This is a genomic window from Polyangiaceae bacterium, from assembly GCA_016715885.1.
Taxonomy (GTDB): domain Bacteria; phylum Myxococcota_A; class Polyangia; order Polyangiales; family Polyangiaceae; genus Polyangium.
The window spans coordinates 1-19689 of sequence record JADJXL010000019.1; the positions used below are offsets into that span (position 1 = coordinate 1).

15 protein-coding genes are annotated in these 19689 nt (G+C 60.2%); 12 read left to right on the forward strand and 3 right to left on the reverse strand.

Going from position 1 to position 19689, the window contains the following annotated elements:
* Positions 1-1750: 1750 nt before the first annotated feature.
* From IPM54_24305 to IPM54_24320, 4 genes are all read left to right on the forward strand, one after another.
* On the forward strand, positions 1751-2029 hold the full coding sequence (locus IPM54_24305) for a hypothetical protein (protein MBK9262913.1): 279 nt from the start codon (positions 1751-1753) through the stop codon (positions 2027-2029).
* Positions 2030-2038: 9 nt separating this feature from the next.
* Positions 2039-2332, forward strand: a complete 294-nt coding sequence (locus tag IPM54_24310; protein ID MBK9262914.1) for a hypothetical protein — start codon at positions 2039-2041, stop codon at positions 2330-2332.
* A 289-nt stretch (positions 2333-2621) separates the two neighbouring features.
* Positions 2622-2927, forward strand: a complete 306-nt coding sequence (locus tag IPM54_24315; protein MBK9262915.1) for a hypothetical protein — start codon at positions 2622-2624, stop codon at positions 2925-2927.
* A gap of 1261 nt (positions 2928-4188) precedes the next feature.
* On the forward strand, positions 4189-4545 hold the full coding sequence (locus IPM54_24320; GenBank protein MBK9262916.1) for a hypothetical protein: 357 nt from the start codon (positions 4189-4191) through the stop codon (positions 4543-4545).
* A gap of 1847 nt (positions 4546-6392) precedes the next feature.
* Here the strand turns inward: IPM54_24320 and IPM54_24325 are convergent.
* Complete coding sequence (locus tag IPM54_24325; GenBank protein MBK9262917.1) at positions 6393-6911, reverse strand: DUF2169 domain-containing protein; 519 nt, start codon at positions 6909-6911, stop codon at positions 6393-6395.
* A 77-nt stretch (positions 6912-6988) separates the two neighbouring features.
* Between IPM54_24325 and IPM54_24330 the strand changes: the two genes are divergently transcribed.
* The 6 genes from IPM54_24330 (at position 6989) to IPM54_24355 (ending at position 11434) form a co-directional block, all read left to right on the forward strand.
* Entirely contained in the window at positions 6989-7159 is a 171-nt protein-coding gene (locus IPM54_24330) for a hypothetical protein (GenBank protein MBK9262918.1), read from the forward strand.
* Positions 7160-7219: 60 nt separating this feature from the next.
* The gene (locus IPM54_24335) at positions 7220-7792 is read left to right on the forward strand and encodes a hypothetical protein (protein ID MBK9262919.1); all 573 of its coding nucleotides are present in this window, start codon (positions 7220-7222) and stop codon (positions 7790-7792) included.
* Positions 7789-7992: a hypothetical protein gene (locus tag IPM54_24340; protein MBK9262920.1), complete on the forward strand. Its 204-nt coding sequence runs from the start codon at positions 7789-7791 to the stop codon at positions 7990-7992. Before IPM54_24335 ends, IPM54_24340 begins: the two co-directional genes overlap by 4 nt.
* A gap of 21 nt (positions 7993-8013) precedes the next feature.
* Complete coding sequence (locus IPM54_24345; GenBank protein ID MBK9262921.1) at positions 8014-9438, forward strand: protein kinase; 1425 nt, start codon at positions 8014-8016, stop codon at positions 9436-9438.
* A gap of 190 nt (positions 9439-9628) precedes the next feature.
* On the forward strand, positions 9629-10672 hold the full coding sequence (locus IPM54_24350; GenBank protein MBK9262922.1) for a hypothetical protein: 1044 nt from the start codon (positions 9629-9631) through the stop codon (positions 10670-10672).
* Positions 10673-10684: 12 nt separating this feature from the next.
* Entirely contained in the window at positions 10685-11434 is a 750-nt protein-coding gene (locus IPM54_24355; protein ID MBK9262923.1) for a hypothetical protein, read from the forward strand.
* 205 nt (positions 11435-11639) lie between these two features.
* On the opposite strand, the gene IPM54_24360 is transcribed toward IPM54_24355, so the two are convergent.
* Entirely contained in the window at positions 11640-13427 is a 1788-nt protein-coding gene (locus IPM54_24360) for a DUF2326 domain-containing protein (GenBank protein ID MBK9262924.1), read from the reverse strand.
* A gap of 222 nt (positions 13428-13649) precedes the next feature.
* Positions 13650-14624, reverse strand: a complete 975-nt coding sequence (locus IPM54_24365) for a hypothetical protein (protein MBK9262925.1) — start codon at positions 14622-14624, stop codon at positions 13650-13652.
* A 974-nt stretch (positions 14625-15598) separates the two neighbouring features.
* Between IPM54_24365 and IPM54_24370 the strand changes: the two genes are divergently transcribed.
* A complete protein-coding gene (locus IPM54_24370) occupies positions 15599-16177 on the forward strand; it encodes a hypothetical protein (protein ID MBK9262926.1) in 579 nt (192 codons plus the stop codon).
* Between the two features lie 2709 nt (positions 16178-18886).
* Positions 18887-19651, forward strand: coding sequence for a hypothetical protein (locus tag IPM54_24375; GenBank protein MBK9262927.1), 765 nt, complete (start codon positions 18887-18889; stop codon positions 19649-19651).
* Positions 19652-19689 lie beyond the last annotated feature (38 nt).

Consider the following 19689-nt stretch of genomic DNA (forward strand, 5'->3'; position numbering starts at 1 on the left):
CGAAGCACGTTCGTTGCCTCGAACAATTCCGAAGTGATAGGCGCCAATGAATCGGTCACCGTCGGCGCGGATCAAAGCAGCCATTGGTCGGATCGAACCATCGCATGTCAGTGGGCGCAAACGGACAAAGCATCGACATCAGGGGCGACCAACGAGAAAGCGTGACGGGAAGCCACTTACGATTTCGGTAACTGCAAGCGACCGACTCTCCGTGGCGGGCGCCCGGGACATACAGGTGAACAGGGCGCAAACCATCACATCCGCGGCGTCGCAAACGATGCCGGCACCGCACAATCTTTCAATGCGGGAATACGCAATCATTGCAGTCAATACGCTGCAAGTGGCGGCACGAAGCACGTTCGTCATGGAGAAGCGGGTGCGGACGGCAAAGTCCTGGCGGAGAGGTAGGACTGATCGCCGCGGCAGAAGGATTGATTCGGGCCCGCGAGCATCACCGCCAATGCGCAGGGAGAAGATCGTTTTATCGGCGGGTGGCTCATCCATCAAATCCAGCGGAGCCGGGCGTCGTAATCAATGGGGCGACGATCAAAGCCCGCCGGTGGGTCGGTCGATGTGACGGGCGCAATCGTGAAAGTAAGTCAAGGCGGAAGGAATGACGCCATATTTTTAAGCCGCCAAGTGGTTCGACCCCGTCCGTAGCATCGACGATAGACTTTATGGTGTTGGTACCCGCGCCTCCGTCGCCGACGCCGATTCCGACTCCATTGCCGCGCCGATATTCAGCGTCGCGTGCGATCCGCTGGGCGCAGCGATCGGTGCTACCATGGGAATGGCACTCCGGGGGCGGCCCCGTGCTCGTCAATGGTTTTGCCCGTGGGCAATACTGGGACGGACGTGTTGCAGGTTTCGGTCATTCCTCCACGCCGCCTGGCGTGTCGCCTTTGCGCCCAACGATTTCCCCGGCAACGAAGGCGTGATCGTGACAAGCAGCAAGACGGTCACGTTTGGGGGCGCATCCGAGGGCGCCTGCTCTCTCGATGGTGATGACCTGCAATTTCCCAATCAGTTTACCAACCTCGCTGTGTCACAGCAGATCCGGCAGGGCCGCCTGTGCTCGTCAGCGGGCCCGATTCATTCGACATTCTTGCGGCGGCGGCTACCAGGGCAATTCAGAACCAAGTGGTTTTCCGACGCTCTGCCGGGGGGCTGAAACCTGGACCCAGCATCTCCCCAAGGCGATTTGTTTCTTTACGGGTCGCGCAGTCGACGTGATGACGGGCGAGGTCTGAGCGACGCTATCGATTTCGAGCGACCGGGGCCCATCCCGATAAGTCGAGCGAAACTATTGGGTAGAAGTCAGCGCGACGGTGCCCTGGGGCCGAGATGGAGCCATCCACTCGATGCGTCCGTCGATGAGCGGGGCGAGGATGTGGTGGTCATTCTTCCCTGATGGGCGTGAGCGAGGTACCTCTTCGCGGGCCGTAGAATTGTCAATCTACAAGGACAGCATCGATCGATACTGCTCCGAACAGAAAAGAAAACAGGTACCGCCTGAGAACATGGGACGGCCGGGGCTGCCATTTTCGCGCGCGTGCCTGAAGTCCGAACAGCATGCTTTCGCTCGTAAACATCACGGATGGTTGCGACAATCAAATTGCATTGCGATATCAGAATGGGCGCTATGCGCTGATAATCGTTTGAGTGTTGGGCGTGAGCTTCGTTGTTCCGGAAAGTACACCCGACAGCAAACTCGCCGGGGTGCATTTCGATGCCATGAAAAATCGACCTCGTGCGATTCACTTATGACGACGAAGGGCGGCTTTCCGCAGCGCTCGATCCGCTGGGCAATGCGCTGCGGTATCAGTACCGAGGCGGTGTGCTCGTTCGGGAGACGAACCGAAACGGACTGAGTTTTTACTTTGAATACGACTGGACTCATCCCAGAGGATGGTGCATTCGCACATGGAGGACGGCGGAATTTACGACCGGAAGATCCCGTACGACAAAACTACGCCTGACGCTCGTGGATAAGTTGCGTGGAGGCCGAACGCATTACTTTGGAAAATAAGGCGGGCTTGTGGATAAATCATCAAATCAGACAGGACAGGAGACGAAGTACGAGTGGGACGAGTGCTATCGGAAAACAGCGGAGGTGGATGGCGCTGGAGGGCGAATCGAATGGGATTACGACGTGCGCGGCAATGTGATTTTGCGGCGCGATGCCGTGGGGGCAACGACGCGCTGGACCTATAATGACTCAAGCGATCCGACAGAGTTCGTCGATGCGTTGAAATGTCTGGCGTTACGAATACGATCACCGTGGCAAACTGCGTATTGCCACCGGATCAGATGGGTAACGCGTATGTTTTGAGTTCGATCGAATCGGCCGGCTTCTGTCCTGTCAAATCCAGGGGGTTTCGCGTTCTCGCTCGCCCCCGACAGCTTTTCCGAGACCAGAGTCCACGATTGGGGAGGGCAATACAACCGATTACCGCTACGACGCATTGGGCAGGGCTTATCTCTTTGGTCCCGATCCTTGGCACACGCACACGGCGCTGGAATGGGACACTGCCGCTCTGCTCCGCTACGTTTGAGCACGCCCACGGCAGGTTGGAAATGCGGTATGATGCCGAAGAAAATGTCGTTGAAGTCACGGACAGATGGGTTACGACGCAAGTTTCATAGCCAGTAAGGTTAAACAGGCGAAATGCTGCATCATTGATGCCTTCGGAAGTGTTGTCACGTATGCCCACGACACCGAAGAGCACCTTGTTGGCATTGTCAATGAGCGCGGCGAAGAGTATCGGTTCACGATCTTGATCCTGCCGGTCGAACTCTTCGTGAATGGCGGTTCCGATGGGGCGAAAGGTCGTGTTTCACCACGACGTTGCCGGAAGATGCTGCGAGAAGGTAGACGGGGCACGGCAACGGACGAGATTCGTTCGAGCCGCTTGCTGGACGCGTGATCGGGCGCATATTCATCAAGGTGGTGAGGCGTTCTGGCTATGAATATGACCTTGCAGGTCGGCTCGTTCGCGCATGGAATAACGAATGCCGGGTAAAGGGGATCGAGCGTGATCCCGATTGGTCGCACTTTGCGTGAGTGGATTGGCCAACTATGCGGTGGATAACGTTTACGATGCCGTAGGTAACCGCTTGTGCATGCGGCTAGACTCAAACATTCAATTCAAAGTTCGATTATAGTGGAAACGGGAATCAGGAACGATTGACCACGGGTGAGAAGCGCGCTACACCGTACCCTTCACGCGTGATGCTGCACCAGGATAACATCGAACAAAGGTACCCGGCGCGATTCGCATTCGTTGGGAACGAAGGCGCTGGTCGTCATCGAAAAATGGACGTCACTGCAAATGACCAAGACGGTCGATTCCGTTGAGTACGAATGGTAGAACAACGGCAAATTGCCTCGATGACGGATCCGCGCACGAGGACGAAAGCGCTACAGGCTAAACGCCGCGTGAATTCTTGACCAAGGCCATTCACGCGGACGGTGCGGGCGAACTTCGAGTTCCAGATTTGGCAGGAAGCTTATACCGCACTAGGGATCGGAGTGATCGACATTTTACCGTCGGCGGCGTGATCGTTCGACAACGACACACGTTATTTCACGACGGTGATGAGCGACTTTCGTCGAGAAGGTACTCCCCAGCGGCGACAAGTGGCAATACATGTGGGACGACGTGGGACCGCTCGGTCAGTGCTTCGTCCGGATGGCCGGAGGTCGAGGATTTTCGTACGATCCGCTGGGCCGTCGTAATAATCCAAGCGCCATGATTTACGGACCACAACGCGGCATCTGAATTGAGGAAGAACTGACGGAGTCGGCGAGGTCGGAAGCGACGGAAGCTATACCGCATGGGCGCCGGGGCAAGAATGCATTCAGGCCGCTGGCCAAGCTCGAGGACGGCGCATTCTGCGGGATTGTCAGCGATCATCTGGGCACGCCAAAGGCGCTGTTCGACGCTGCTGGGCGGAAGCACTGCATGGCGAAGGCGAACTAGATATCTTCGGGCGGGCAACCATCGAGCATGCTGACACCGTTTGTCCGTGGCGAGTGGCCGGGCGCGCATCACGATGAGGAGATCGGTCTTCGTACAACCGATTTCGTTATTATGATAGCGAGCAGGGAGGTACATCAGCCGGATCAATTCGGCTGCTCAGTGGTTTCAATCTATATTCCCCGCTGTAGTCGATCCATTACTCTGGGTGGATCCGTTCGGCCTGGTGGCCTGTGAGCAAGGTTACAAGAAGGACGCCCCCCTCACGTCGGACGAAGGCTCAACCACGCATGAAACCGTCATGCGGCACAGGTATTCGGACGCGAGGTTGGTCGTGCCAATAACGACTTCGATCGCTTCGCCGCCCTCGTGGATCGTGCGAGGAAAAGCAAGCAAACATTCTTTTGGCGAACAGGCAATGACAGCACACTCGCCCATCTGGCGCGAATCAATGGAACTTACATTGCTGTTACAATTCTTCGGCGAAGGCGATAATATTGATAAACTGGCGACGGTTTTCGTGTGCCAAACAGAAGCCAACTCCAAAGAATCTTTCAAGTCATGAGCAAGGACAGCCCCTGAGGTGACCAATGCGCGATGATGGCTGCGTATGAGCATTTGGATTCCACCTGACGTGCAGGAGTCACCGCTGTACGGTGGCGAACCATTACGTTGCTCGGGGCTGGACGGTTTGCGACGTAACGGCTTGCGATGTGGCGTTGAAAAGCGCTTTCCGTCGAGATCGATGCTCGATCTGGCAGTTGAACCAGCGCGTTCATTGCGGGCGTCAATTGCCCAGCCGGCAAGTGGATAATCAAAGTGGAGCTCGACAAGGTGGGCTCAGGCCCAACAACCGCACGGCCCGGAGGTGCGCGTATAGTTCGGTGCCTGCCATGAAACCCGACCATCCGGTCGAGATAGCGATCCCGGTTACCGAACACCGTCCGGATCGACCATTTGTGAAGAGGCGAACCACACGAAATGAAAGGGGTGCTGGACGAGCTTTCCTCATTGAGCGAAGCGGTGCTCGCTTCCTGGGCCGCTAGTGTCTCCACTGGGACGTGGGCCGAGCCTTCCTGAGTTATTTGGGCGAGCGCCCCTCGTATGTGGAATCTATCGACGATATTCCTTTCCGATTTGGAATTCGATGCGCATGCGATTAAGCCTCATTCGAGCACGCACACAAGGAGCATTGGGCATCGGGATGGCTGGTTTTCCATCGCACCATATAGGGGCCTCAAGGTATCCGGTTATACCTGCGACGGAATTCGAGGGCATCATGTGGCGATTACTGTCCGGTTGGGCGCATCGACAGCGATACAGCTGATATTGCGCCAGCGTTTTTACGGCCGGCGTGGCTTTTCGCAGCGCCACCTCGAGCCGCTCCGCAGCCTTGCACGTCGCCGCTTTTTTTCGTCCACGCACTCGCACGATCGGCATGGAGCGCTTCATGCTGTGTCTCAAGCGTATCAGCGTTTGTTTTGCGCGACCACGCTCGAGTCCCACGGATACACGCGTATTCGTCCATTACAATCGGCCCACGGAAGGTTTCTACTCGGGTGACGTACGCCACATCATATCGTTCGCGGAGCATCTGCTCTCCCGCGCTGCTTCTTCTTCAATGGCACATTTCCACCGATGATTGTCCCGATTTTCCAATCCTCTTCTCGCAATCCGTGCGACGCTAGAATGGTAGACCGCTCGCTTTTCTTTTGTCCATTTCAGCGGCGATCGTTGCAACGTGCTCGATGGTCAATTGATGGGCGGCAATGCCGGCGCCGCTTCCTTCCGGCGGTGGGACAATCCTTCGTTTGGCAAATGGGAGGCTTCGACGGATGTCGCGTCCGCCACCGCGATCGGCCCAATCATGGGCGGTTTTTCCACGACGGGAGGCGCGGGAGTGACGTCTTCGACTGGTGGCGGTTCCTCTATCGTAGGTAGTGGCGCAGTGTCACGAGTCGCGCGGAACGTTCATCGAGTGGCCCCTTTGGCCTTGGGCGCATCGAATGGCGTGACGGGCTTCAAAACCGTCGCGACACCCGCGTACCATAGCGGCTTCGGTCGAATATATATCGTCATCCGCGACGCGGTTTTTCGGCGGGGTGGATGTAACCGAGCTACGCCCGGCACGAATGGTGTTGCGGGCTTATCGTCGCGCGAAACGCGGAATTCCATGGTTGCATCGAGCCTTTGCTCGTCGTTCGCAGGGCGCGCGATACTCTTCGGGGCAATGGGCTCCAGCCGTAACCGTCACACGCCCTCTTTCTGCCGCATTGTGAGGACGGGCGTGCCGCGCCAAACCAGCATGGCCAATCCACGATTTGTATCGATGCACAACGTATCGCAACGCAGCCTCACGTCCTGCGATTCTCCCCAGGCCGCTGCAACGTCGCGTGCGGAACGAGTTTTGAGTCAGGTTTCCAACCGAGGAAACACCGAATGCAATTGGTCGAGCACGATGCGCTCGTCGCCCGCAAGCTCCCCGAGCTGCTGATCTGCCGGAGCCACATTGAAGCAGGCCCCGTCGATGTCACCGGGCAATGGGCGCTTTTGCCACGCGTGAGGGTCCCAGGTCGCCGCATGCACGCCAAGCGACGCCAATCGTGCCGGATCATTGGGCGGCAGCGGTGCCAATCCGTCCACAATCCATCCGCGATCCGCTCGCACACGAGTGGCCTTTTCGAGGTTTCCCACGACCAGTCGAGCCATGATGCTGGTCGCGTGCGCCGGCGCGTAAGCTCGTCCCAGGACAAACACGTCCGCTCGCCGTTTGAATGGTGCAACGTCGCTCGCAACCCCAGTATCCCATGGAGGTTCCTGCGTGGCAGCCAACGGCGATTCCTCTGGGCGCAACTCGAATGTCGCCTTGCAAAGCACTGTCAGCGCAAAAGCACCGGGCCGCGGCTGCCACGGAAGCAACGCCACTCTCAACGGGCAAAGTGTAACAATATCCATGCGCGAAGCGGAAATCACGGACTCTGTTGAATGTTGTTCGGCAACGCGGGCTCATGTACCATCGGCGCGATCAGGATAGAGGGAATGCGAAGCAGGTGCACGTTCGGAGTTTGCTCGTGGTGCCTGCGGTGCTCGCGCTTGCGAATGAGGCGCAAGCGGATGCTATGGCTGCGGACAAAGCCGCGGCGGATGCGTTGTTCACCGAGGCTCGGACCTTGCCTTGATGCGGGCAACGTTGCCAGGCGTGCGCGTAAGTTCGGAAGAGCCAACGGCTCGATCCGGCTGTGGGCACTGCGCTGAACCTTGCGGATTGTTACGAGCGCGACGGGCGCACAGCAAGCGCCTACGTGGCCTTTGGAGACGCTGCAGCGTTCGCGCGGCGCGTGGGCGATTCCGACCGCGCCGACGAGGCAGCGCGGCGCGCAGACGCCTTGGCGCCGAAGCTCGTAAAGCTTGCCGTGACCGTGCCCGAGCCAAGCCGCGTACAGGGGCTCGCGGTGCTGCGTGATGGTCTGCCGCTCGCGCCGACGTTGTGGGGCACAGCCATCGCAGTGGACCCGGGCGAGCATATCGTCGAGGCGAAGGCACCAGGGCGTTCATCCTGGAAGACCACGGTGAAGCTCGACGTACCTGGTGTCGTGCAATCTGTTCAGGTGCCTGTGCTCGATGAAAGCCGGGTGCCGCCTCCACCGGGAAAACCGCGCAACGGGTGGCGGGAATCGTCGTGGGCAGCGTTGGGCTTGGTGCGCTTGGCACAGCGGTTGGTCTGGCGGTTGCCGCGCGACGAACGGACAACGAGTCCAAACAGTATTGCCTACCGGATGATCCGAACAAGTGCTTCGACGCGAAAGGCGTGACGCTTCGAAACGAGGCAATCACGTATGCCGATGCCGCGACGGTCGTAACGATTGCAGGGGGTTTGGCCGTCGCAACAGGCGTGACGTTGTTTCTTCTCGCAGGTGCACCGAAGCCGGCCAATAAGTCCGCTCGTGCATGGATCGTCGTGCCCCACGCGTCGCCCCAGACCGCGGGGCTCATGTTTGCAGGCGTGTTTTGATGCCAGCGGGAGGATGGCGCGATGCTGCACGCATTTCAACCCGGCCAAACGCTACTCGACAAATACCGTGTCGAGCGCGTGCTTGGTGCGGGCGGGATGGGCGTTGTCATCGCGGCGCGGCATCTCGCGCTCGACGAGCTGGTTGCGATCAAATTCATGTTGGGAGGCGGAAAGCCGGCGGATCTGACACGTTTCGTGCGTGAGGCGCGTGCGGCCGTGAGGCTCAAAAGCCAACATGTTGCTCGCGTGCTGGATGTTGCCGCGCTCGAGGATGGAACGCCGTACATGGTGCTCGAGCATCTCGATGGAAGCGACTTGTCGCATGTCGTGCGCGAGCGAGGGCCATTGCCCGTGGTGGAAGCAGTCGATGCGGTGTTGCAAGCGTGCGAAGCGATTGCCGAAGCGCATTCGATAGGGATCGTGCATCGCGACATTAAACCCGCGAACTTGTTTCTGACACGTGGAGCAGATGGCTCGCCATGCATCAAAGTGCTCGACTTTGGCATTGCGAAATGGACGAACGCGAGCACGGCGAAGATGGAGCCTTCACAACCGATGGGATCGGCACCGTACATGGCGCCGGAGCAATTTGCAGCGACGAATCTCGTGGACTCGCGCGCGGATGGTTGGGCGCTTGGTGCGACGTTGTTCCACCTGCTCACGGGCAAAGCGCCGTTTCATCACGATGATGTGGATTCGATTCAGGCCATGATGCACGCCGTGTTGCATCGGCCTCCGATGCGGCTTCGAGCGCTCCGGCCCAATGGTTCCGAGCAGCTCGAGGCGGTGCTGTTGCAGTGCTTGGAGAAGGACCGAGCTGCGCGTTTTCAAAGCGTTGCAGCGCTTGCGGCGGCCCTTGCACCTTTCGGGTCGGAGCAAGCGGCTCTGTATGCGAAGCGGGTCGCCAAAGTGCTTGGCGAAGCGGAGCCGAGCGTGCGTGACGCCGCACCGGCCTTGGAAGCGCGTACCGCGCCGTTGCCGCTGCTAGCAGGCGTCACAATGCCGCTTCCGCAGGACGTACGCGCATCGGAACGCGCAGCGACCGAGAACGTCACCACAGCGCGCAGGACAAACCATCGCACGTTTGTTGGAGCGCTCGTCGTGACGACTGCATTTGCTCTTGGAGGCGTTCTCGTTGGTATGCGTCTCGGTGGTGGATCTGCGCAGACAAACGATGCCGCCAATCTTTCGCGAACCAAGGATCCGACACCGATCGAAACATCTCGTGAGCAAGTTACGACTGCGCCCGTGGTGCCGCCGTTACCCAGCGCGAGCACGAGCTCAGTTGCCGTGGACACCCCTACACGCGCCGAGGTTGCTCCAAGCGTTGTCACGACGCGTGGCAGCGCGGCGCCAGCGCTGCGCCCGCTCCATGCGCTGCCCGCCGCGACCTCGTCGACCGTTTCACCACCGCCAAAGGAGAGTCTGTATGGGCGTCGCCGATGACACTCACCTGCATGCACTCGATCGATCGTCGCGAGCAACGCGTGGACGTTCAGCATGGATGCATGTCTTCGCCGCGGTGATTGCTTGCTGCGTCGTGAGCGTGTTCTCTGCGTGCTCGAACGAATCTTCCGACTGTCCCGAGGACGATGGTGACCCGTGCACTCTCGACGAGTGCAAGTCTGGTCTGGCGATGAACAGCTACCTTGGCGATGGCCATCCGTGTTTCATCGGCAAACTGCAAGGCGCCTGCGCAGCGAGTGGTTGCGCGATCCCGTGCGCCAGTTCGAGCCAGTGCAACGATGGTTTGCCATGTACGAAAGGCGAGTGTCGAGGCGGTGTGTGCGTGATCGAGCACGACGACTACGCCGCAGCACCGGACGATGGAAACGCGTGCACGGAGGAGCACTGTTCGGGCGGGAAGGTCGTGTCGTGGAAGATGCCCGATGGCTCGACATGCCCCGGCGGTGAGTGTGAAGTTGGTGTCTGCGGACGGTGCGATGTTGCTGCCGATTGCGGAGCGAATACCGAGTGCACCCGGTGGGAGTGTGTCAAGGAAAAATGCGTCCAAGAGCCCAAGCCCTACGGGTATTCGGTGCCGAGCGGCGACGTGCTCGGCGATTGCCGGGTGTGGGTGTGCGATGGTTACGGGGGCAAGGTTGCGAAGCCCGATCCTACCGACATACCCTTCAACTATGAACCCTGCTTCGATTGGCTGTGTGTGGGGTTGACACCGGTGCGAATTCCGCGGATCGGCGACAAGTGCTTGATGGATGGTGGCCTCATCGGCGTATGCAGTTCCGAAGGAGCGTGCGTCCAGTGCGTGCAAGACGTGGACTGCGGACCCGGCTTTCGTTGCAAAGATGCGATCTGCTGGAAGTGTGGCGATGCTGAACCAGACGGCGACGAGGTGTGTGGCGGCGCGTGTGGCGCGTGCAAGGGCAGTGCGTGCGTGGGTGACAAGGATTGCGCGAGCGGCTACTGCGTCGCGACAAACGCGCAGCCCGCGAAGGTTTGTTGCGGTGCGCCTTGTGATGGAACCTGCCAGCAATGTGCTGCAACGGGGGCCAACGCCGGCCAATGCATTTTCGTACCCACCGGCCAACAGGACGATACGTGCATCACCCCGGGCATGGGTTGTTTTGCCGGAACCTGCAAATGGAAGACGGGCTACCCCTGCGTTCAGCCCAGCGATTGCATCAGTGGAAAATGCATCAATGGGACCTGTGCCAATTAGGACGATCGACCCATGCGCGCTGTACGATTGCTCCTAGCCCTATCGATTGCCACGGCGGTTCTGAGCTGCCGGCAGCTCTTGGGCATCGAAGAGGCGACCTTGGTTTGTCCGCCGGAATTTCCCGATTGCACGCTCTGCTGGAAGCCGGCGGATTGCGGGGCGCCCACGGAATGCCATTCTTGGGAATGCAGCAAAAATATGTGCGTTCCGGTCAACGCGCCGGCTCGAACGACATGTTCGACCGGTGTGTGCAGTGAGGATCTCGTATCCGAGTGCGTGCAATGCGTCGAATACGAAGATTGCCCTGGGGGCCATTGCAAGAACCACGTTTGTTCAAGTTGTGACGATGGCATTCAGAACGGCTTCGAATCGGGCGTGGATTGTGGAGGTGGAGGGCCCTGCAAGAGCTGTTCGGGCGCTGGTTGCTTGAGCGGCGATACATGCAAGAGCGGCATTTGCGCCGACGGTACTTGTTGCGACACTGTTTGCAACCAAACTTGCACCAATTGCAACAACGTCGAAGGTATTTGTATGCCGCTCCCCAAGTATTCGCGCGACGATGACCCACTTTGCTCGGGTGACTATGTCTGCAATGAGGGTGGTTTGTGCCTGCTTCGCAGCGGGGAAATTTGCATCAACGGTATCGAATGCGCGAGCGGTGTTTGCTATAAAAACCGTTGTCGTTATCTCGCCGGTGAACCGTGCATTCATCCACTCGAATGCGTCGAGGATCTTTGCGTCGACGGCGTCTGCCAGCAGTAGTTGAAGCGCGGTTGATGGCCACGGATGCAACCTCTTACCTACGTGCCCTTTCCCTCAAATCCCCCTCCACCGTCTCGAATTGCCCAGCGCCGCGCGCAGGTCCTTGGCCCGTTACTCCTCGCGCCCTATGAACGCACGCCTGCGCGGGCGGGTGGGCGGATGCAGATGCAGATCGTCGGGCGCTACGCACCAGCGGCCAAATCGGTCAATCATTGCCCTCGTGCACGGGACGAGTTTCACTTTTCACCCAGTAATTCATGTCCACGTCAATGCCTAGGAGTCGATCCCTGGGAGATTGATCAGTAAGTCGCAATATCACATGGGGTTCGGCAAACAGGCGCTCAAATTCGGCCCGCAATTCTGGATCGTTTGGAGTCATTGAAGTAACATCATGTTCGTTGAGGGTAGCAATGTATTGAAATCCCTTTTCGCGTGCAAGCTGATCCGCAATTTGAAACATAGTCAGCCTTTGCCGGTGGTCTACTGGGCTAAAGAGACTACTGTCATGCGCGAGAAACTGCATTGCGTGACCGCGCCGCAAAACCAGCATCATAAGGTCATAGCAAAAGATCTTGGCTTCGTTGATTCCCTCAGCGGCATCGCGCGGAATGTGAGCTTCGATTTTATATCGCAGCGTGTTCTCACCGTTATCGTTCGTGACCGCCAACCCAGTTGCAAGGTTATCGTAAAGAGGTCGTGTAAAGCCGCGAAAAATCGTATTTGCTTCCTCGATGAGCGGGCTCGATCGGGCCAAGTAGTCGTCCGTCTTGATAGCCTGCTCTGCTAGCTTCAAGTCGATTGTCTTCAACTCACGCGCCACCTTTTCCCGTTGTTCCTTAGATGCTTGCAGTTTGGCGATGCGTTGCCGTAGCCCATTGAGCTGTTCATTTACTGCCAAGTATTCATCGAGCGCTACATGCGTTCCCAAATAGCGAAGTTTCTCATCCAACCGACTACCAAGTTCACGTACACGCTGTTCGAGAAGTGTTCGGTCATGTTCGAGAGCTTGTCGATCTTGGGTGAGGCGATACACGCGTTTCTGGGTGAGATCCCGCTGAAATGCCATTACCTCAGAGATATCCTTGCGAATAGCTTGCGGAAGTGCAATTTTAGCTTCCGCATATACTCGCTCCACGATCGTGGGGTCGAGGTCCCCCTTCGTCTCCAAACTCCGATCCACCTGAGCGATTGCTTCGCGGGTTTTTACAAGTTCGCGACGGGCGGCTTCCAAGTCGCGCTTGATACCGTTTGCTTCCCGCTCAATCTCGGCGTGATCTTCGGCAACGGCAAAATTTCGCAGGTCTTCTTCGAGTCGTGCTTCGTCTTCCTTGAGTTGTCTCAATTCGATTCCGGCCTTATCATCCGCCAATAAGTCTGCGAACAATGGATCCGATTCGAGCTGCTTCATCGTTTTTTTGAGCTGCGTCTGACGCGATCGCAATTGGTATTTACTTTGCGCGAGCTGAAGATCGAGACCAAGCAGGAATGCATTCCGCACCATTGGCCAATACTCAGCTTTACTGTCGCCATCGTTGGCACGATCGAAGCGTTCGTATGCACCCCGCCCGGACCGAATAAATGGTGAGAGAAGGGACTGGAACGTCAACCCCTTGATGCCAGCAGTCGGCTGGAAGCAATCGAAAAGCAAGGCTTCGTTGAGTTTCGTCAATGCGATCTTGTCACCGTCGAGTGAGATATCGCTTGGCTTTCCTGCGCTTCGTGTAATTATTCGCTCGCGACCATCAAGCTCGATCGTCAGCGAAAATGACCAATCGGGCAAGTGCTTCTTGAATGCGTCATTGGCGTTAGAGCCGAGACAAAAGTGCAGCAACTCGAGCAACAATGATTTTCCCACGCCATTGTAGGTCCTGGTCTTGTGCTTCGTTTCAACTGCAGGCGTTTTCTTCTGTCCGAGGATCAAAGACAGCCCCGTCCGGTTGAAGCGCACGGTCTTGAATCTTGAGTCATTGGCTTCGAGTTTTACGAGGCGCATTTGCGTAGAACTCCAATTTGATCAGCCTCAACGGCGCCTACAGCGTAGAGAAAGGAAATTGCTAACACCAGGGAGTCGAAATCGTGAAATGCTGGGAAAGACCCATCGTCACGTGCACGCAGCATCTTTTGATACAAGTGGTCCATCGTTCGCGGACGATCGAGATGCTGAAGTATAAAGGCCCCAAGGCCGAAGAGCGACTCCGCAAGGGTAATGTGCTTGTCAGGTAGAAGCATCTGGAGCCTCGAAGATGTCACATGCTTCGAAATAGTACGCCATAACAATCAATGCCGCATTCTGAATTTGCCGGTCGTTTTTTCGGGATGGCGGTTGCATTGCTTCCAATATGTCGACGAAGACGATATCGGCCGTTGCCCTGCTTTTTTGGGCGCGCTGTCGCGCATGGGCGTAAATTTCGGCCAAGTGATCGCGCAAATCTTGCCGGTGTGTGCCAGAGCGGTTGGAAAAGAAATTACCCACGACGTCGCTTTGTCGCGCCGCAACTCGTAGCAAGTCTGCATTGTATTCCGAAAGGGCGTTGAATTGGAGCTTGGTTGTAAAATCGGGAGCAAGCAGTTTTCCGGCCCTTGGATTCGGAGCGTCGCTGTGCATTACGTGCGAGATAACAGCTCGAACGGCGTCGTAATCCGCGTCGGCGATCTCCCCTGGATCGGGAAGCAGGGTATCGAGTATACGCTCCAATTTGTCCATCGGCAATTCGAATGCCTCTGTTTCGAGATCCTTGGCCAGAAACACCTGCGTCGGGATCGAGTTGGCTTGAGATATCGCAGCCAACGCGTCTTCTATAGGCACAACAGATCCCCCATATTCATCATTAAATGCGAATCGATATGCTCGGACGGTATGCGTCGTATTCCAATGAGAATACAGTCCAGCAAAGTCGTCCTGTGCCTTTTTGGCAGCTTGGGCAATGCTTTTCGTGGGATCTCTTGGGGCGTAGACCTGAAAAAACGTGCCGCTATTTCGCAGGTACCCGTCATTTTTTCGATCCCCCACATCGCCATACGGCCTCATGGGAATGAAGTCGGGGTAGCGTAGCTGCAGTACTGCATTGAACAGTTCTTGGAATGCCTCACCTTTAGCCCTCCGCACGCGCAGTTCAAAAATCTGACGCGCAAAGAATCGCTCCCTACGGTTTTGGCGGACTTCGTCACGGCTTGGTGATTTCTTGGTCATCGTGGTGAGTGGTCTGGTCAGTGAGTGAGCTATCAGCTACTGCACGAACGGTACACTAGCACTCGGGTCAGTGGAAAGTGACATTTGGGGGATCTTTACGCTCGCGTAATCGTGCGCGAGAGTGTGTGTCACCTGGACAATGTCCCGACGGTACTACTGCATCCGTTGCTCGTGGCGCCAGGCTTGTGGCAGCTACACTCCCTCCACCACGGCCCCGATCCTCGACCGAAACAGCGTTCCTCCGGCCCGCGGTGGAGTACCGTCCTTGTCCCGAGTGTCCAGCGTGAACTGATGTCGTGCACGCCATCCATACATCCACCCGAGTGTCAATGCCCAATCCTTCGCCCCCGCCGCCTTGTTTGTGATTCATCGCACGTACCGTCCGACACATATGCTCACTTTCCAGTGCATCCGCCCCACTCGCCTCGCGCGCCCCTCGGACAACCCACCTACCTCCACACTTTCCCGTGGCCCCACTGTGGCCCCAACGAGTGGTCCGGAGCGTCGTTTTGCGTCGTGTCGTGTCGCCTTCCCGAGAGAACACCGCTATCGCAAAAGTGGCCGAAATGATGCTGTTTTCGTTGTGTTTGTCAGCGGTTGGCGATCATCTTGCGACGCCGCTCCTGGCGGTTTGCAAAACCGTTATACGCGGGTTCGAATCCCGTCCTCACCTCCGCTAAGTGTCCAAAATCATGCCGAAATCGACTAGCCGCCAAGAGCGGCTAGTTTCGTTTCTGGGGCTCGAGCCGTGATCCTGTAGGAAACGGACCGATCGCCCGTCCGCCGCACCTGGGGCAGCACACACAGCGGCTCCCGGTACTCCGAGTCGCACGCAGACCGCCAGCACGCGTCGTCGTGGCGGAGGGCACGAGCCAACGGAGCCATGATTCGAGCCTCCTGTGGTTGACGACATGATGAGCCCCGCTTCGATGGCGCGAAATGCATTCCACGTGTTTCGTGGTATCTATCCGACCATGACTATTGCGGCAACGTGTAGCGGCGGAGGGCCCGTGATCGTGATTCCGTCGGAGCTGGCGGCAAGTTGGCGCGGGACAAGTCCTCCGATAGGAGTCGACGTTCCTGATGGGTGGACCTGGGGCCGCGGGGATATCGTGTGCGATTACGATCGCGCCTGCGACACAGATACGTTGCGAGACTTCGCGCAAACCGAATACGGCGGAGTTGGTTGGTTGGCGGTGGGCAATGGTGCTGCGCTCATTCTCGACGCCGAGCTGATGACGGCGTGGCTGTCTGACCCAAATGGTGGCTATATCCTGCGTAATTATCCCGAGTCGGAATTGGACGAGGCCGTTGCGCGACAATACATTGCCGAAGCCGAGCAAGCGGGTTGGCGCGAGCTGTCGCTTGTCTGGACGTTGTCCGGTGGAGCGATTTTCTTATTTGATTCAGCTTTCCCTGGGGCGGCGACGCCAGATGACATCGAGGCGCACGACGGAGTTGCGGTTGGCGAGGTTCGTCCCGGAACATATGCGGTTTCCGTAGCAACGACCGCAAAGCAGGTGGACGTGATTCGTGTGCGGCGGGTTGATTGAGTTGCTCGTTTCCAATTCCATCAACCTCGACAATGCATGCAAAGCGCTGGAAACCCTAGCGAGAGAGCAGGCACCATCATCGCCTGAGCTTGGCGCCATTGAGCTAGCCGCGCATGCGCTGCTATTCCTTACGGCACCCCGCCCACCCGCAGGAAGCGAGCACCTGCAAATCGAGGACATCGACGCGGCAACCATATTGAAAGAATGGTCATCGGGGCATCTCTTCGAGGTATACGGCGCACGGGCCGCTTTTTGCGCACCTTGGGCAAGGGTATGCAGAGGATGTAGGCGACGAGAACGATGTCGTAACTCGACCGATTGCGGATGTGCTTCCCGAGCCCACGCAAGCATTGCGTACGCTTGAAGCATTGGCGCAACGTTATGCGGCCGACTCATTGAATCGCACGCGTGTCGAATTCGCGATGCAGGTGTTCAAGACGGGACCGGGCGCGGCGGGGGGGGGGGGGGGGGGGGGTTGGGTGGGTAGGGGGGGGGGGGGGGGGGCCGGCGCGATTGCCCACCAGAAAAAGTTGCAGGAGGAAATCGAAGCCGCGGCAAAACGGCGAGGGTGGTGGATGCGGGGGCAGGGCAGGCAGAAGAAGGGCTGATGGGCGAAGTTCGCGGAGTTATCGGGCGCCGCCCCCGGCGCCCCCCCCCCCGGCCCCCCCCGCCCCCCCCCCGCGGGCCCCGCCCCCGCCCCCGCCGCCGGCCCCCGCGGCGGCCGCCCCGGCCCCCCGCCCGGCCCGGGCCCGGGGGCGCCCCGGCGCCCCCCGCCCCGCCCCGGCCGCCCCCCGGGCCCCCCCCCCCCCCCGGCCCCGGCCCCGGGCGAGGGGCCGGGGGCGGCAGGGTGCGGCGCCCCACTTCCGGCCAAAGGGCGCCCCCCCCCCCCCGCGCGCCCCCCCCCCCCCCCCCCCCCCCCCCCCCGGCCCCCCCCCGCCCCCCCCCCCCCCCCCCGGGGCCCCGCGCCCCCGCAGGGCACCATCGGCACTGATGGGTTTCGGCTGTCACCGGGGGGCCGCCGGCGGGGCGGGGGGGGGGCGGGGCGGCGCACGCCGGCCGGTGCCCCCGGGACGGCCCACCGCTCGGGCGGGCAGGCCGGCGGCGGGGGCGGCGGGGCCGCCGGGCGCGCCCGCCGGCGGCGGCGCGCGGCGGGGCCGGCCCGGGGCGGGGCGGCGGCGGCCCGCCGGCGGGCCCGCGGGCCGGCCGCGGCGCCGCCCGGGGCCGCGGCCCCCCCGCCGTCGGGGGGCGCGGCCGCGCCCCCCGGCCCTCGCCGCCCGGGGGCGCCGCCGCCCCGCCGCCGCCGGGGGTGCGCGCCGCGCGCCGGCTTCGGCCGGCGCGCGCGCGGCCCCGCCGGCCCGGCTTTCGGCCGCGGGCGGCCGGGGTTCCGCCCCGCCCGGCGGGGCGCGCGGGCCCGCCCCGGCGCCGCGGCGCGCCCGCGCGCGCGGGGCCCCCCCGCCCGCCGCGCCCCCCGGCCGGGCCGCGCCGCAAGGCACTGAAGCGAGGGCGGCGCGGCCGGGGGGGGGGGCCGCCGGGCCCCCGCGGGGGGGGGCCCGGGGCGGGGGGCCCCCCGGGGGGGGGCCGGGGGGGCGCCGGGGGGCGGGGGCGGGGCCGGGGGCGTGCGTTCGTTTTGCTGAATTGCCGGTGTGTTTCAATGCAAACTGCCATCCCAGCATTACACAGAAGAGCGATCGTGCGGAGTTGATCTCGATGTGGTTTCCGCAGCAGGTCCTCTGCAGAGGCCATCGCGACGCCAGCGGGCCTCTCGCCCCTCTTTGTTGCAATACGCGAAAAAGAATCTTCTGGCAGGCCGGGGCTCCAAAGTCGGGGAGGGCGTAAGCCCCGAAGGGACGAACAGCCTCCCCCTCCCCCGGGGGCTTGCGCGGGGCCGGGCGGGGGCCGGGGCGCCCGCCAGCGGACCCCCTTCCGGGCCTGGCAGCTCGTGCCCCAAACGCAAAAAGAGCGCAAGCGTGTCTTTTCGTGGAGAACTTTGCGCGAGCTTCTCCCTGCCGTGGCCGCTGTCCTTCTCGCCGCAGGCGCCCCGCGCGGGGGGGGGGGCGCTGGTTTGGCTTGAAAAGCACATGGTGGCCAAGCTGGTATGTCCTGCCATATGCTGGACGACGTGCACGGGAATGCTGGTGCGCAGTGACGACCTGAGCGCGCAATCGTACAAGCTATAGCGCTCGCATGCGGTGGAGCCGACGCAACAGATGCGCCATACCCCGATCTCCCACTTGACACCCTCGCCAACCTGTGCTTGCTGCCGCCCGCGGCTTGCCATCTGCAACGCACCGGCAACCCCACCCCTTGCCCCCGCCGTCATCCCTCTCCTGGGCGTCGCTGGATCAGTGACGCCCCCCGCCCCCCGCGCATTGCCCAAGGTGGGCTCCGACACCTCGGGCGTCGCTTGATCCAGTGACGCCGCATGCATTCGGAGCCTCGGGGGCCGCTTGCTCGAGCGACGGTCACCCCTCCGTGGCCCCTCGGGCATCGCTTGATCCAGTGACGCCCCATGCATCCGAGGCCTCGGGCGTCGCTTGATCAAGCGATGGGGAGCCTATGCGAGGGGGTGAGCGTGGGTGAACCAACCTCCCGTGGAACCTCCAACTGCTGCTGACCCCACATTTACCACTTGAGGTCCAGGCCAGTTGGCTGGTACTGTGGGTTCCGTTCTCGCGGCAGCTCACAACCACCAAGCACGAGGTTGATTCAATGCCCAACCAACCGCCTTTCGAAACGACCGATGCCGAGCTGGCATTTCAGCATTTCGCGCCGCTCGTCGCGGCCATTCCAGAAACCGAGCTCGACGCATGGAATGCCGATCCCGAGATTGTTCGAGTCAATGCCCGACGAGCAGTGGATGCCGTGTCGCCGCATTGGGCGAAAATCGAGCAAGCATTGCCGATGGTGTCGATTCCAAAGCTCATTGAAATACCGCCCCTCGCCCTCGCTTTGTCGTTTGCGGCAGGACGCGTATTCGTGCCGGCAAGTCCCCAAGAAATTCGCGCACGCCAAGCGGACCTTCGTCCGGCCCGGCAGCTTGCCCTCCGGCAGCTCGAGATTTTCGCCGAATTGGGAATGGTTTCGCCGGACCGAGTGCGCAACATTCGCGCGGACAAGGGCCAGGTCGACGAAGCCCAAGATGCCGTCGCCATCGTGGCGCTGTTTCGCGAAAATGCGGCGGCATGGCAAAACAAGCACCCCTTCAGCGAAGCCTATCTGGCAAAACTCGCCGACGATGGCAATTGGCTCCTGGCGCAATTGCTCCCCAAAGGCGCCAAGCCCGACAAGACGGTTCGCTCCGCCGAAGCTCTGGTGCGGGATCAATTGTGGACCGAATTGAATCGACGCTACGACGATCTATACAAAGCAGGCGTCGAGATATGGGGACGGCGAAAAGTGGATTCGTTTTTGCCATCGCTCTACGCGCGGCAATACACCAAGTCGAATGCAGGGGAGGAACAACCGGTCGGGTGAGGCGCACAAGAAGATGCCTCGAACCTCGAGTGTAACGC